General features: G+C 37.4%; 13 protein-coding genes. 6 read left to right on the top strand and 7 right to left on the bottom strand.

The window, feature by feature from the left end; translation table 11 throughout:
- Window positions 1-37: 37 nt before the first annotated feature.
- Window positions 38-1,408, bottom strand: a complete 1,371-nt coding sequence (locus tag AC1DDK_RS07590) for a TolC family protein (protein ID WP_288882934.1) — start codon at window positions 1,406-1,408, stop codon at window positions 38-40.
- A 151-nt stretch (window positions 1,409-1,559) separates the two neighbouring features.
- Between AC1DDK_RS07590 and AC1DDK_RS07595 the strand changes: the two genes are divergently transcribed.
- Together AC1DDK_RS07595 and AC1DDK_RS07600 are read left to right on the top strand one after the other, a co-directional pair.
- On the top strand, window positions 1,560-2,177 hold the full coding sequence (locus tag AC1DDK_RS07595; RefSeq protein ID WP_172661491.1) for a polysaccharide deacetylase family protein: 618 nt from the start codon (window positions 1,560-1,562) through the stop codon (window positions 2,175-2,177).
- Window positions 2,178-2,467: 290 nt separating this feature from the next.
- Window positions 2,468-4,744, top strand: a complete 2,277-nt coding sequence (locus AC1DDK_RS07600) for an aconitate hydratase (protein WP_172661492.1) — start codon at window positions 2,468-2,470, stop codon at window positions 4,742-4,744.
- A gap of 72 nt (window positions 4,745-4,816) precedes the next feature.
- On the opposite strand, the gene AC1DDK_RS07605 is transcribed toward AC1DDK_RS07600, so the two are convergent.
- On the bottom strand, window positions 4,817-6,781 hold the full coding sequence (locus AC1DDK_RS07605; RefSeq protein WP_216854404.1) for a glycoside hydrolase family 97 protein: 1,965 nt from the start codon (window positions 6,779-6,781) through the stop codon (window positions 4,817-4,819).
- 197 nt (window positions 6,782-6,978) lie between these two features.
- Here AC1DDK_RS07605 and AC1DDK_RS07610 point away from each other — a divergent pair, with 197 nt between their 5' ends.
- Window positions 6,979-7,416 (top strand): DoxX family protein, encoded by a 438-nt coding sequence (locus AC1DDK_RS07610; protein ID WP_172661493.1) that lies wholly within the window; start codon window positions 6,979-6,981, stop codon window positions 7,414-7,416.
- An 11-nt stretch (window positions 7,417-7,427) separates the two neighbouring features.
- Here AC1DDK_RS07610 and AC1DDK_RS07615 read toward each other — a convergent pair whose 3' ends face one another.
- The 3 genes from AC1DDK_RS07615 to AC1DDK_RS07625 all read right to left on the bottom strand — a co-directional run bounded on the left by AC1DDK_RS07615 (window position 7,428) and on the right by AC1DDK_RS07625 (window position 11,209).
- The gene (locus tag AC1DDK_RS07615; RefSeq protein ID WP_288882919.1) at window positions 7,428-7,835 is read right to left on the bottom strand and encodes a putative signal transducing protein; all 408 of its coding nucleotides are present in this window, start codon (window positions 7,833-7,835) and stop codon (window positions 7,428-7,430) included.
- Between the two features lie 152 nt (window positions 7,836-7,987).
- Window positions 7,988-9,331, bottom strand: coding sequence for a GH1 family beta-glucosidase (locus tag AC1DDK_RS07620; protein ID WP_172661494.1), 1,344 nt, complete (start codon window positions 9,329-9,331; stop codon window positions 7,988-7,990).
- A gap of 36 nt (window positions 9,332-9,367) precedes the next feature.
- Window positions 9,368-11,209 carry a MutS-related protein gene (locus AC1DDK_RS07625; protein ID WP_288882918.1) on the bottom strand — a complete coding sequence of 614 codons (1,842 nt, stop codon included), beginning with the start codon at window positions 11,207-11,209 and terminating at the stop codon, window positions 9,368-9,370.
- Between the two features lie 64 nt (window positions 11,210-11,273).
- Here AC1DDK_RS07625 and rlmH point away from each other — a divergent pair, with 64 nt between their 5' ends.
- Both rlmH and AC1DDK_RS07635 read left to right on the top strand, forming a co-directional pair.
- Complete coding sequence (gene rlmH, locus AC1DDK_RS07630; protein WP_172661495.1) at window positions 11,274-11,747, top strand: 23S rRNA (pseudouridine(1915)-N(3))-methyltransferase RlmH; 474 nt, start codon at window positions 11,274-11,276, stop codon at window positions 11,745-11,747.
- 60 nt (window positions 11,748-11,807) lie between these two features.
- Complete coding sequence (locus AC1DDK_RS07635) at window positions 11,808-11,936, top strand: hypothetical protein (protein ID WP_288882917.1); 129 nt, start codon at window positions 11,808-11,810, stop codon at window positions 11,934-11,936.
- 66 nt (window positions 11,937-12,002) lie between these two features.
- On the opposite strand, the gene AC1DDK_RS07640 is transcribed toward AC1DDK_RS07635, so the two are convergent.
- Both AC1DDK_RS07640 and AC1DDK_RS07645 read right to left on the bottom strand, forming a co-directional pair.
- Window positions 12,003-12,542: a DUF5606 family protein gene (locus AC1DDK_RS07640; RefSeq protein WP_172661496.1), complete on the bottom strand. Its 540-nt coding sequence runs from the start codon at window positions 12,540-12,542 to the stop codon at window positions 12,003-12,005.
- Window position 12,543: 1 nt separating this feature from the next.
- Complete coding sequence (locus tag AC1DDK_RS07645; protein WP_172661497.1) at window positions 12,544-12,981, bottom strand: peptidylprolyl isomerase; 438 nt, start codon at window positions 12,979-12,981, stop codon at window positions 12,544-12,546.
- Between the two features lie 219 nt (window positions 12,982-13,200).
- On the opposite strand from AC1DDK_RS07645, the gene AC1DDK_RS07650 reads away from it, so the two are divergent.
- A complete protein-coding gene (locus AC1DDK_RS07650) occupies window positions 13,201-14,382 on the top strand; it encodes an asparagine synthetase B (RefSeq protein ID WP_216854405.1) in 1,182 nt (393 codons plus the stop codon).
- The last annotated feature ends 23 nt before the right edge of the window (window positions 14,383-14,405 follow it).

Genomic DNA, 14,405 nt, shown 5'->3' on the forward strand with positions numbered 1-14,405 from the left:
AAGGGGCAATAAATTGTGCGAATTTATTATGCTGCTCCTAGAAAACTATTTGTTTACCTAAGTAATAGTCAATCACCTTTGCTTTAAAAAGCAAATCATACTTAGCTCTGATCATGTCTATTTCTGCTTTATTCTTATTTGTTAACGAAGTGTTGTAATCTAAAGAGTTAACTAAACCAACGTTATAACGTTGCTCAATTACCGAAAAGGCCTCTTTTCTGGCATTAAAAGTATTGGTTGTAGATTCATAAGTGCTTCCGGCAGCCTTTAGATCGGCTACTGCCTGATAAATAATCTTATTTAAGTTGTTTTTTGTCAGCTGTTCATCAGCCTGAGTTTGCAAAAAGTTAATTCTTGCTTTCTTTACCCCTATTCTAGATTGTAAGCCATTGAATATTGGAATACTCAAACCTATACCAACTCCTTTCGAAACATTGTTTTTTATCTGGTTACTAAAAGACAGATTCTGAACATTTGCCGGAAGATTATAATTATAGTTATAAAAAGATCCATAACTTCCGCTTAAAGTTAATCGTGGGTATAAACTACCTTTTGCTACATCGATCCCCTTTTTTGCGGAAGCAGTTTGAAGTGCTGCTAGCTTAATATCTGGGAAAAGATTTATTGCATCTGAATATACTTGCTCTGCATTGTAATTTGTAGATGGCTTATTGAATTCAGCTAGTACCGGCGCCTGTACATCGTATTTTGTCGAAGAGGGAATATCCATTAACTGGGCCAGGGTCAAATAAGAAATGCTAAGTGCATTTTCTGCAGTAGTAACATCCAACTGTGCCGTAGCAGTTTGTGATTTAGATTCTGCTAAATCAGCAAGTGTTTTATTTCCAACATCCAAAAGTTCTTGCTGTTGTTTCTGTTGTTGCTGTGCTACAGATAATTGTTGTTTTGCAGCAGATAAACGATCCTTATTATACAAAATCTCCATGTAAGAGGTAATTACCTGAAGAATTAGATCATTCTTAATTTTATCCGTATTGGCTTTTCCTGCCTCAAGAAGTATTTTATTTTGTTTGATCTGGTTTATTTTTGAAAGGCCATTAAACAAATCAAAACCTAAACTTGCTCCCGGACTAAAGCTATAATTCTGCGTATTCTCATAAATACCCGTATTACCGAGATTATTACGTCCCCAGCCCATATTCTGATCAGCACCTGCATTCAATGTTGGATATAGCGCTAATTTTGATTGCTTCAAATTTTGACCGGCAAGATCCTCACTGTACTGTGATTTTTTTACCTGAAGGTTGTTATGTAAAGTTTCTTCTATTGCTTGTTGTATGGTAATAATCTCTTGAGCGTTAGATTTTTGCACAAAACCCGTAATAAAGATAAGAGAGAGTGCTAAGGTTAATTTGGGCAATGTACTATAAGGGTTAATTTTTTTCATAATTTAGTTTTCACAATATTAATATAAACAACTTATTCGTTTTGTAAATTTTCAGGTACAACAACTGCATTTTATTGCTTCTTCTCTTCCTCTATTTTCTCTTAAGGCTTAAAAGAAGCCAATAAAATTAAAATTTTCTCTAAGTTTGGGCATGTACCTGATAAAATCCCCGCTTTTATTAAAATGGTATTACCCATCATTAACCTGGCACAAGAACCGGGATCAAAAAGTTATTTATTTAACCTTTGACGATGGACCCATACCAGATGTTACAGACTTTGCATTAAAAACTTTAAAAAGCTTTAACGCAAAAGCAACATTCTTTTGCATCGGAGATAATATTCACAAACATCCTGATATTTTTGAGAAGATAAAGAACGAAGGCCATCGCATCGGCAACCATACTTTTAACCATTTAAAAGGATGGAAAACGCCGGATGAAATATACACTAAAAACTTCCAAAAGTGTCAGGAATTAACTAACACGAATTTATTTCGTCCACCTTACGGCAGAATTAAAAAATCTCAGATCACCAACATCCGTGCAATGAACCCGGAAACTCAAATCATTATGTGGGATGTACTTAGCGGCGATTTTGACATCAACCTGGCACCTCACAAGTGCTTCAACAATGTGATTAAGCATACAAGCAACGGGTCTATTGTAGTTTTTCACGACAGTTTGAAAGCCTACGACCGGATGTATTATGCATTACCAAGAGTGTTGAAACATTTTTCTGAACTGGGTTATCGTTTCGATTCTCTTTAATTTTTCATGATCTGAACAGCTAAGGTTAGGCCAAAACACAAAAACAATTTAACACCCTAAAAAACAGATAATTATAAGCACTACAAAAAATAAAAGTGTTCATAAATGGACAGCAGTGTTCAGAAATGATCGCAACTATTTTGCAGATATTTAAGCCATTAAGTCTGTTACATTATTTAGAATAGGTATAAATAATATAATGATATGCAGATGATGTCCTACCCCTGTTTTTTTTTGTAAATTCGCTACAAAATAATAAGAATAACTTACCCTTTTAACACATATTATCAATGGCTTTTGATATAGAAATGATCAAAAAGGTGTATGCAAACTTTGGCCCCCGCGTTGAGGCGGCCCGTAAATTAGTAGGCAGACCTTTAACACTCTCAGAAAAAATCCTTTACGCCCACCTTTGGGATGGAAATACAAATACCGCTTACACAAGAGGTACTGATTATGTAGATTTTGCTCCTGACCGTGTGGCCATGCAAGATGCTACTGCACAAATGGCTTTATTGCAATTTATGCAGGCAGGCAGACCAAAAGTTGCTGTTCCTTCTACTGTTCATTGCGATCACCTGATCACTGCAAAGAATGGTGCTGAAATTGACTTACCAGCTGCAAACACTGAAAGCAAGGAAGTATTTGATTTCTTAGCTTCGGTTTCAAACAAATATGGTATTGGTTTCTGGAAACCAGGTGCAGGTATTATTCACCAGGTTGTTTTAGAAAACTATGCTTTTCCGGGTGGAATGATGATAGGTACCGACTCTCACACTGTAAATGCAGGTGGTTTAGGTATGGTTGCGATAGGTGTTGGTGGTGCTGATGCTTGTGATGTAATGGCAGGATTACCGTGGGAACTAAAATTCCCTAAATTAATAGGCATCAAACTTACCGGAAAATTAAGTGGATGGGTATCTGCTAAGGATGTAATCCTTAAAGTTGCAGGTATTCTTACTGTAAAAGGTGGAACTGGTGCAATTGTTGAATATTTTGGCGAAGGCGCAACAAGCATGAGCTGTACCGGTAAAGGAACCATTTGTAATATGGGTGCCGAAATTGGTGCTACAACTTCAACATTTGGTTACGACGAAAGCATGGAACGTTATCTACGTGCTACCAGCAGAGCTGAAGTTGCTGACGCTGCAAACGCAATAAAAGAACACTTAACCGGCGATGCTGAGGTATATGCAGAGCCTGAAAAATACTTCGATCAATTAATCGAAATTAACTTATCTGAACTTGAGCCTTATTTGAACGGCCCATTCACTCCGGATTTAGCTACTCCTATCTCTAAAATGAAAGAAGTTGCCGCAGCTAACGGATGGCCAATGAAAATCGATGTAGGATTGATCGGTTCTTGTACCAACTCATCATACGAAGATATTTCCCGTGCAATCAGTATTGCCAAACAAGTATCAGAAAAAGGCTTAACTGCTAAATCTGAATACTGCATCAATCCGGGTTCTGAGCAGATCCGTTACACCATTCAACGTGATGGATTTTTAGACGTATTCAAAAGCATAGGTGCTAAAGTATTTACCAATGCCTGCGGACCATGTATTGGTATGTGGGACAGAGTTGGCGCTGATAAACAAGAGAAAAACACCATTGTACACTCATTTAACCGCAACTTTGCAAAACGTGCTGATGGTAACCCTAATACTTTTGCCTTTGTTGGTTCTCCGGAATTAGTAACAGCATTAGCTATTGCAGGCGATTTAAGCTTTAACCCTTTAACAGATACTTTAACAAACGATAAAGGCGAACAAGTAAAACTTGATGCCCCAACTGGATTTGAATTACCTACTAAAGGTTTTGCAGTTGAAGATGCAGGTTACCAGCAGCCAGCTGAAGACGGAAGTAAAGTAGAAGTACTTGTTTCTCCAACTTCACACAGGTTACAATTACTTGATCCGTTTACTCCTTGGGAAGGCACAGACCTTAAAGGACTTAAATTGCTGATCAAAGCAAAAGGAAAATGTACTACTGACCATATCTCAATGGCTGGTCCATGGTTAAAATTCCGCGGTCACCTGGATAACATTTCTAACAATATGTTAATTGGTGCTGTAAACTACTTTAACGACAAAACTGATTCAGTTAAAAATGAGCTTACTGGCGAATATGGTCCTGTACCAGCAACCCAGAGAGCTTATAAAGCTGCCGGATTAGGCTCTATCGTTATCGGTGATGAAAACTATGGTGAAGGATCAAGCCGTGAACACGCAGCTATGGAACCTCGTCATTTAGGTGTGCGTGCCGTATTGGTAAAATCATTTGCCCGTATCCACGAAACCAACCTTAAAAAACAAGGTATGCTTGGTTTAACCTTTGTTAACAAAGAAGATTACGATAAAATATTAGAAGACGATGTTATCGATATCATTGGATTGACAACATTTACACCCGATGTTCCACTTACTTTAGTGTTAAACCATGCTGATGGAACTAAAGAAGAGATATCTGTTAATCACAGTTATAATGAACAACAAATAGAATGGTTCAAAGCAGGAGGCGCATTGAATATCATTCGCAGAGAAGCAGCAGCTAAAAACGCTTAACAGCTTACATCTCGATATAAAAAAGGGGTTGATATTTTAAATATCAACCCCTTTTTTATATCATTTGCCTGGTTACATAATTACCGCAGCCCATCCGCCATTGCGAACCATCTTAATATCAATCTTGTCTCCAGATTTAACCTGTATTGTTTTCTTTCTATAGTCCATTGCCTGGCGACCGGCATTAATTCCATCCTCAAAATAAGTCATTGTATAGGTTTTTCCTTTTTCAAGGAAATCGAAATTTAAAGAAACGTTTCTTTCTTTTTCCTTACCATTGGTTATTGCCCCTACAAACCATTTGTCCTTTTTACGCTTTGCCACTACAGCAACTTCACCCATTTTGGCTTCCAGAGCCTTCGTTTCATCCCATGTAGTTGGCACGCTTGTGATGAATTCTGTGCAATCAAGGTTTCTGTAATAAAGCGTAGGATTATCAGCCAGCATCTGTATTCCGCTTTCAAAAACAACAAACAAAGCTAGTTGATAAGCGCGCGTACCAATGCTTGCCGCATTTGGCCTATCAGCTCTATAAACATCAGGCTGCATGCTTATCATTGCACCAGGAGTATAATCCATAGGCCCCACAGCATTACGCATAAACGGCAGGTATAAACTATTATCCGGATAACATCCACCCATCTGCTCCATTCCCCTAACTCCTTCGTAAGAAATCACGTTTGGATATTTATACTCCAGGCCCGCAGGTTTGAATGCGCCATGGAAATCGACAAACAATTTATGTTTAGCCGCTTCTTTTGCAACGTCCTCATAGTAATTAACTATCCATTGATCACTGCGGTCCATAAAATCTATTTTAACCCCTTTTACACCCCATTCCTGAAAGGTCTTAAACAACTCCATGTTCTTATGAACAGTTAACCAGGTTAACCATAATACGACCCCTACGTTCTTCTCTTTACCATAACGGATCAGCTCATGCACATCAACATCTGGATTTGGGGTATAAGGATCAGTGGTACTCTTTGCCCAGCCCTCATCCATAATAATATATGGTATACCAAATTTAGCGGCAAAGTCTATGTAATATTTATAAGTTGCCAGGTTATAACCGGAAACAAAATTCACATCTGGGCCATAAGGTGCGGCATCATTCCACCACTCCCAGCTTGCCTGACCAGGTTTAACCCAGCTAGGATCTTTAATCACACTTGACGAAGCTAGTTTTAAGGTCATCGTATTTTCAAGCAGTTGCTTATCGTTAGATGTGACCACAAAGTATCTCCACGGGAAATTACGGGTACCCGAAGTTTTTGCAATATAATCAGCCTCTTTAAGTATTTTTAGACTGCGATCGCCATCATCACCAAATTCAAGCGGAACCTTAGGAAAAGCTGCCGACATGCCATTATTCCCGGTTCCCTTGAGAAACATACAAGGATAGTCTGTCAAGTCTGATTCACTGATCAATATCTTATATTTCTTCTTTGTATCTATAAGTACTGGAAGGGTCGACATTTTATTTTCAGGCTTCCAGTCCTTTGACTGCACCTGCGAGTACAGCTCTTCATAAGCAGTTTTAAATCCGCCCGGCTGCTGCAAATGAAGAACGTATTCGCCCGGAAAGTTCACCGAAAATTCCTCATTCATCACCTCAATACTTCCTTTCTTTTTGGTAATAAAGCGGTAAGCAATCCCATCATCAAAAGCACGAAACTCTACGGCATAATTACCTTTAAAATTAAATATCAACGAGTTATAGTTGCTTTTTACAGTAGAAAATTTCAAAGAAACATAGGGTTTAATGATTTCAGTACCCTGTCCTTTTTTGCTGCCGGTTAGTTTTGGATTTTGCCCTAAAATTTCATTTCTAAGGCTCATCTGCAGATGGTTATTTTCTAATAACAGATCCTCTCCGGAGGAAATGGAATAATATATTTTGTCGGATATATTAATGGAAACTTTCAATCCTCCATTAGGAGACTTAAGCTCAACACCTTTAGTTTGAGCGTTTAAAATCGCCGACAATCCAAACACGGCTACAATGGTTAGTACGAGTTTATTAATAAAATTCATGAAAATAGTGGTTTAATCTATATGGTTGAGTTTTTGCGATTACGTTATATTTTGGTTCAGTTTTGTAAAATTAAAGGTAATGATTTATATGCTAAAACCATTTACTTGCAATATCTTTTCAATTCCATAACCAATTTTCTTAAAGCAAGGAATACATAATTTTTTTATGTAAATTCATATAACCAAAATTCAAGATTATGAACGTGCTCACAAAAATTCAAAATTGGGGTAATCGTCATCACCCAAAATGGCTCGACTATTTTAGAATAATTCTAGGTTTAGTACTCATTTGGAAAGGTATTGCATTTGCATCAAATCTTCATGCCTTTACCAATATGATGAAAGATGCTATGTTGGGTGTAGCAGTGTCTATTAGCTTACTGGCGCACATAATTATAGTGCTTCACATCATTGGTGGACTCCTCATTGCTGTCGGCTCACACACACGATTATTTTGCTTGCTCAATTTACCAATACTTGTTGTGGCAGTGTTCTTTGTTAATTTGAGAGCAAACATATTCAGCCCATATGCAGAATTCTGGGTTTCTGTGATTGTACTGATCGGCCTGATCTGTTTCTTGATTGAAGGTAATGGAGTGCTATCTGTTGAACGGGATAAAAAGGCAGTAGTTTAATTTAATTGAAGCTAAAATTCGTACTCGCAATCAAAGCAATGATGAGTTTTCTTTGCATAAAAAGGATAGATCATTAGCGCGAAGGAAACGATCATAGTTAATAGGTTAAATCTCTTTTTTGTAGCTTGTACATACCCTACGTGATTAGAACCACAGTTAGGACAATTCTCAACGCCCGCCTCGGTCTCTTCCTGAGGCAACTGAATATTTTCATCCTGAAGAATGTCCTTTACCAAAGGGATGTCCTTTTCAAAAATGTGCAGTTTAACCCCACCAAGCGCCTGAGTATATAAAGGGTTTATGGTAATTGTATTTTCATCTGATAAAAAACATTGAACACCGCTATCCATTAATCTTGCTTTCACAATATTGGCCTCAATTGGGTTATAAAAAGTTTCAAATACTACAATCTTATCCATTTAATATGCTTTGGATATAAATGTACAAAAAGCTTTTCATTTGGGATTTTATAATGCCACCTAACATATCTAGTTGCGCCCTGTCAAGTCACAATGAAATGAACTTCTGATGAATTATAAGAAACTCCAGACACGACTTTACTATTGCTGATTTATAAATCGGATGCCAAAAACTGCTGAAACCAGAACCCGGAATCTTTTATGATTCTGTGCTGAGTTTTAAAGTCTGTATGTACTAAACCAAAACGGGCATTAAAACCCTCGGCCCATTCAAAATTATCCATTAATGTCCAGGCCATGTAACCTGTAATATTTAACCCTTCACTTTTGGCTTTTAGGAGGGCCGCCAGATAAAGCTGAAAATAAGCTATGCGTTCCGGATCATGAACATGATTACCCGATACCTTATCATGATAGGCTGCTCCATTTTCAGTAATCATTAGTTTCTTAATACCCGGATAAGAAGCGAATTGCTTAATGATATTGTAAAAGCTATCGGCATTTATTTCCCATCCCATTGCAGTATGTGGTTTTTTTCTGCTTTTAGCTTTAACTTCCCATGCCTGCAAAACAGGGATAAAGGCGTTGTATTTAATGGTTAAGGGAAAATAATTTTGTAGACCAATAAAATCGAAGTCAAAAGTTAGTCTCTTAGTATGTCGCCAGGTAGAATGCTGAATCGAAAATTTCTCCATCAAATCCCAATCTGCTCCTGGATAACCCATTCCCAATGTAGGTTCAATAAATAACCTGTTCATCAAACAATCAATTCTTTTAGCGGCAGTTATATCGGCATCGCTTTGCGTATACGGAATAACTTCAGAGCAAGAGAAGCTTGTTCCAATGTTGGCGTTGGGCACTTCGGCTCTTAATATCCGGCCACCATCGGCTTGTGCTATTGCGGTATGATGAACGGCAGAAAAGAAATTGGTTAAGCCCGTTTTTCCGGGCGCATGTACTCCTAACATGTATCCCAGTGAAGTAAAACCGAAAGGTTCATTCAAAACTATCCAGTTCTTAACCTTATGACCATACTCTTTGGCGCATATAGATACGAAGTTATTAAAGGAATCATTGATGCTATAAGCAGTCCACCCGCCCTCATCTTCCAGCGCATCTGGCAAATCCCAGTGGTAAAGTGTTACATAAGGAATTAGCCCATTTAGCAGGCACTCATCTATCACTTTATGGTAGAAAAGAATTCCTTCTTTATTTATAGCTCCCTTCCCATAAGGAAGAATTCTGGACCAGGCTATTGAAAATCGAAAAACGGAGAAGCCAAGTGTTTTAACAAGGGCTATATCTTCTTTGTACTTATGGTAAAAGTCGCAGGCATGCTTGGGGTCGTGCCCTTTTTTTATTTTACCTGATCTTTTAGAAAAAGTATCCCAAATAGATGGCCCTTTGCCATAGCTCTCAGAAGCACCTTCAATTTGGGCTGCAGCTACCGCCACACCCCATAAAAAATCCTCACCAAAATCAGATGCTTTAATCATACCTGCAGTTATTAAAGGCAATATGGCATTATGGTATTAACTTAATGTTAAGCCTATTTGTTTGAGTAACAGGGCCGCATTAAAAGTTTTGCAAGGGCCATGTTTCAACTTGTAATCAAACTCCATCTCATCCTCTGCTATTTGAATATCAAAATGATAGTTCCTTACATTATCGCCATGATCTGCTTCCATTTCTGAGAGTTGTAAGTCGTGAGTAGCAAACAGTGCAGGTGTGCTTTGTGCAATTAATTTTTCTATAAATACTTTAGATCCAAGATATTTATCCTTACTGTTTGTTCCCCTAAGCATTTCATCGATCAGCACAAATGAATTTGCCGAAACATTGATGGCATCGAGTATCATTTTTAGCCTGTTGAGTTCTGCTTTAAAGGTTGAGGTATGATCGTTCAAAGAATCTTTGATACGCATATAGGAAAGTACTTTAAATATAGAAAGCGACATTTCTTTAGCGCAAACGGGCGCGCCTGCAAATGCGAGCACCATGTTAATACCAACTGTACGCAGAAATGTGCTTTTCCCTGCCATATTTGAGCCTGTAACAATATCAACTGTAGGATGGGCGCCCAGACTAAAATCGTTTACTACACGCTCTCTTTCGTGAATTAAGGGATGTCCTAATTCAATGCCCTTTAAGTTAAAATTATCAGCAATTGTAGGGAAGCTCCAGTCTGGTTGATTGTGGGTAAGTGTGGCAAACGAAATCAACTCTTCGAACTGACTAATCCTATACAGGCCGCCTACCAAGTTAGTTGATGATTTTATATACCATTTATTTAAATCGAATGAGCATTTTAGATCCAAGAGCAGAAACAGGTTTAAAAAAAAGCCTACAAATGGGTTAAGCCTGTTATCAAATGCTTTAATGATGGATGATAGTTGTTTGATCTGTTTACTTACAGGATCGTTTGTTATGCCGTCGCTATCATTTCCCTTAAAAAAATCTTTAATATAGGTGCTTTTCCAGGTAATTTCTTCTGTCCACTTTATTGTGCCAGAGAAGGAGTCTAATAAATTTGATCCCCCTGTAAATCCATAATAAACCAGGTTGATGTATTTCAGGTTGAAGAAAATGAGTGACATATTAAATAAGGCTACAAGGCCAAATATTTTCCATACATGACCACCGAATATTGCGCCAAGTATAAGCACCCCAAAAGTAATAAAAGGCCCTATTTTTACATATAATTGAAGCGTTTTATTGTGAGTAAACTTTAGCTGATTGGGCAGCTGATGTTCCAGTTTATCCTTAATAACGTCAAGCTGACCGGGTTTGTGATTTTGTAATTCGGCCCGGAAGTGAAAAGTTTTATCTATATGTTCAGTCATTTCGGCGATAGCTTCTTGTCGCTGCAAAATGATGTCCTTTCCATTTGGTCGACCCAGATTTTCTGCAAGGATATTTAAGCCATTATTTGTATTGCAACGATTGATATAAGAGAACAAAGTTCCTTGCCCGTAAATGTCCAAATCTGATGAATAGGGATGGTATTCGTTGCTATAGCACTCTCCATCACTATATCCATTGGTATTTGAAGTAATATGATTCACTTCATTTTGGTAAACCCACAAAAGTTGTTCGGCGTAGGTTAGCTCTTGTTGTACTGCAATTTGCTTTTTTACCAAAATCATAAAAAAGATTACCGGTATAATAGTTAGCGCTATTAACACCCACGAAAAACCAATATTTATGATGAGCGCTATTATTATTATTTCGGCAATAAACAGACCCAAACGGGAGAATGATATTTTATTAAGCTTGCTCTTGAGGCCATCGATCTGAGTTTGCTGACTTGCTACATTATTTCTGTAATCGTTTAAAATGCTATCTTTTGTTCTTATCATTGTATTTTTCTCCATTGAACTGTTTTGCTTCGGCCCAGTTTGATAAATATAGGGAATTGATTATTACGCCGCTAATTAGATGAAGATTACACTACTTGTTACAGGAAAAACAGAAGAAAAATATCTTATTGAAGGTATTGAGAAGTATTTAAACCGGCTAAAACATTATATAGGGTTTAATATGATCGTTATTCCTGATGTAAAAAACACTAAGAATCTAAGTGAGGCGCAACAAAAGGCAAAGGAAGCTGAAATGATGTTAAAACACATCAGTAATCCGGATACTGTAATTTTGCTTGACGAGAAAGGAAAAAAATATACTTCTGTACTATTTTCAAATTATTTGAACAAACAGATGATTGGAAGTGTTCAGCATTTGGTATTTGTAATAGGTGGACCTTATGGGTTTGATGAGTCTGTTTATAAAAGATCCAACGGGAGTATGTCGCTTTCTGATATGACTTTCTCTCATCAAATGGTACGCTTATTTTTTGTAGAGCAGCTATACAGGGCTTTTAGTATATTAAAAGGAGAACCATATCACCATGAATAATCTGTATTAATTTTATGGAAATTTAATCCCGCTCTCATCATTATTAAAAGGAGATTTATTATGCGCTTACCATCAGAATATAAAAGAAATTATAAGTTTAAAAGCGACAGAAGAAAGGATCGTTTAAGTTATATTATTGCCATAGTTATATCGGCAATAGCGTTTTTACTGATCTGGTATCTGGCTTAAAATAACAAAGAGCCCGATCAACATTAACGTTAATCGGGCTCTTTATATCATATTGTAATTCACTAACTACACACCTTTTTTACTGGTCATGCTTGCTTTTTTAGCTGGCTGTGATGTTTTAGCCGGTGCTTTTGCATTTGCTGGTTTTGGCGTAGCTTTTGGCTTCTTATCGATTTTTTCTTCAGCCTTTAAAGCTTCCTGCTCTGCACTTACTGATGGGGCATCCTCTGAGAACAAAGGCAGCTCTTTTAATAAATGGTACCAGGTAACAATCTTTTTCATATCAGAGGTGTATACTTTTTCCTCATCATGATCTGGCGCAACTTCTTTAAAGAATGCTTTTAAAGCGTTTGCGTCTGTTTTTGCATCAGGAACGTTTCCTTTAGCCGCAGCAATGTTAGCCAAAACATCCACAAGCTTCAGATCCTCATCTTCGCCATAAATGGTAATGTCTTCTAATGATGCAAGTTTAGTTGTAGTAATATTGGCTACAATTTTAACTTTTTGAGCATCAAGGCTCTCAAGAACGTATCCACCTTTATTTTGCCCTACTAGTTTAAATAGCCCCGGTCTCCCAGATACTGCTACTATTCCTCTTAAATTCATATTAATCCTCTATTACTTCTATTCCTAAAATCTTGTCACCTTGTTTAATATCATCAACAATATCGACATTTTCTATTACTTTACCGAATACTGTGTGGTTTCTATCAAGGTGAGCAGTATTATCTCTGCTATGACAGATAAAAAACTGCGATCCTCCTGTGTTTCTGCCAGCATGTGCCATTGACAAAACACCACGGTCATGATATTGGTTCTCTCCAGAAAGCTCACAATCAATTTTATAACCCGGGCCACCTGCACCAGTTCCGGTAGGATCTCCACCCTGAACCACAAAATTTGGAATTACTCTGTGAAATATAACCCCATCATAAAATCCCTCGTTAGCTAATTTTTTAAAGTTAGCAACTGTATTTGGTGCATCCTGATCATAAAACTGAACAGTCATGTTCCCTTTCTCTGTTTTAATTATTGCTTTACTCATGTTGTTTTTTGTAAACGCCAAACTTAGATAAAATAGTTTTTATATGCAATTTATACTAAAAGCGTTATATGTACATTATAATTTTATATTGGTATGCAAAAAATATACATTCGTACTCACTGATACAACCACATGATTTTAAGCTTGAAAAAATTTGGCCTTCTGTTTTTTTTACTCGTAGTTACAATAGCTGCTAAGGCATCGTCTATTCTTATTTACATGGATGAGGACCAAAAAAACCATTTGAAAGCTTATGGTATAGCATATTGGGGCATTAAGCAAAAGGCGGATGTTAGCTGGCTCTTAAATTACAGAGGTGGCAGTTTTTTAATTGGCTATAACAAGGCTATTGAAGACGAGTGTAAAACCAGGGGGGTTTCTTATCAGATACTTGCCGACGGAAAGGTTACATCTATTTTAAATGAGATTAGCGACCCACAAGTAAATATGGAAATGGTGAAGCTTGAAAAAGCCCCAAAAATAGCGGTTTATTCGCCTAAAAGTAAATTACCATGGGATGATGCGGTTACTATGGTGCTTACCTATGCTGAAATTCCTTACGATGTGGTTTATGATGATGATGTTTTAAAGGATAAATTGTCAGCATATGACTGGCTGCACCTGCATCACGAGGATTTTACCGGCCAGTATGGTCGCTTCTGGAGTGCTTTTAGAAATGCGACCTGGTATCGTGAAGATGTTAAAAATCAAGAAGCTACTGCAAAAAGAAATGGTTTTACTAAGGTATCTCAATTGAAGTTGGCTGTAGCTAAACGGATAAAGGAGTTCTGTACTGGAGGTGGATTTCTTTTTGCAATGTGTTCGGGTACTGATAGTTTTGACATTGCATTGAGCGCCGAAGGTGTTGACATTTGTGAAAGTATGTTTGATGGCGACGGGGCCGATCCGCAGGCTCAAAGTAAACTTAATTTTAATAACACCTTTGCTTTTAAGGATTTTAAGCTTGATGAGAACCCTAATAATTACGAATTTTCTGATATAGATGCTACTCAAACCAGAACGCTTACACAGGCTAATGATTTTTTTACACTGTTTGATTTTTCTGCAAAATGGGATCTTGTGCCAACTATGCTCACTCAAAACCATGATAAGGTAATTAAGGGTTTTATGGGCCAAACCACTGCATTTAAGAAACGTTTTGTAAAGCCAAGTGTTACGGTTCTTGGTGAAAATAAAGGCGCCGAAGAGGTACGCTATTTAAACGGCGAGATTGGTAAAGGGCAGTTTACTTTTTATGGTGGACATGATCCGGAAGATTATCAGCATGCGGTTGGAGATCCTCCAACTGATCTAAATCTGCACCCTAATTCACCGGGTTATAGGTTAATTTTAAACAATGTTTTGTTTCCGGCTGCTAAAAAGAAACCGCAAAAGACTTAGTGATAACAACATGTAATCGTTCA

Source organism: Pedobacter sp. 05T44 (assembly GCF_056395985.1).

Bases quoted from the DNA above. Each gene is read 5' to 3' on its own strand.
- AC1DDK_RS07595 (WP_172661491.1), top strand. From the start codon at position 1,560: ATGTACCTGATAAAATCCCCGCTTTTATTAAAATGGTATTACCCATCA.
- rlmH (WP_172661495.1), top strand. From the start codon at position 11,274: ATGAAGATTACACTACTTGTTACAGGAAAAACAGAAGAAAAATATCTT.
- AC1DDK_RS07620 (WP_172661494.1), bottom strand. From the start codon at position 9,331: ATGATTAAAGCATCTGATTTTGGTGAGGATTTTTTATGGGGTGTGGCG.
- AC1DDK_RS07650 (WP_216854405.1), top strand. From the start codon at position 13,201: ATGGATGAGGACCAAAAAAACCATTTGAAAGCTTATGGTATAGCATAT.
- AC1DDK_RS07615 (WP_288882919.1), bottom strand. From the start codon at position 7,835: ATGGATAAGATTGTAGTATTTGAAACTTTTTATAACCCAATTGAGGCC.
- AC1DDK_RS07625 (WP_288882918.1), bottom strand. From the start codon at position 11,209: ATGGAGAAAAATACAATGATAAGAACAAAAGATAGCATTTTAAACGAT.
- AC1DDK_RS07605 (WP_216854404.1), bottom strand. From the start codon at position 6,781: ATGAATTTTATTAATAAACTCGTACTAACCATTGTAGCCGTGTTTGGA.
- AC1DDK_RS07640 (WP_172661496.1), bottom strand. From the start codon at position 12,542: ATGAATTTAAGAGGAATAGTAGCAGTATCTGGGAGACCGGGGCTATTT.
- AC1DDK_RS07600 (WP_172661492.1), top strand. From the start codon at position 2,468: ATGGCTTTTGATATAGAAATGATCAAAAAGGTGTATGCAAACTTTGGC.
- AC1DDK_RS07635 (WP_288882917.1), top strand. From the start codon at position 11,808: ATGCGCTTACCATCAGAATATAAAAGAAATTATAAGTTTAAAAGCGAC.
- AC1DDK_RS07610 (WP_172661493.1), top strand. From the start codon at position 6,979: ATGAACGTGCTCACAAAAATTCAAAATTGGGGTAATCGTCATCACCCA.
- AC1DDK_RS07590 (WP_288882934.1), bottom strand. From the start codon at position 1,408: ATGAAAAAAATTAACCCTTATAGTACATTGCCCAAATTAACCTTAGCA.
- AC1DDK_RS07645 (WP_172661497.1), bottom strand. From the start codon at position 12,981: ATGAGTAAAGCAATAATTAAAACAGAGAAAGGGAACATGACTGTTCAG.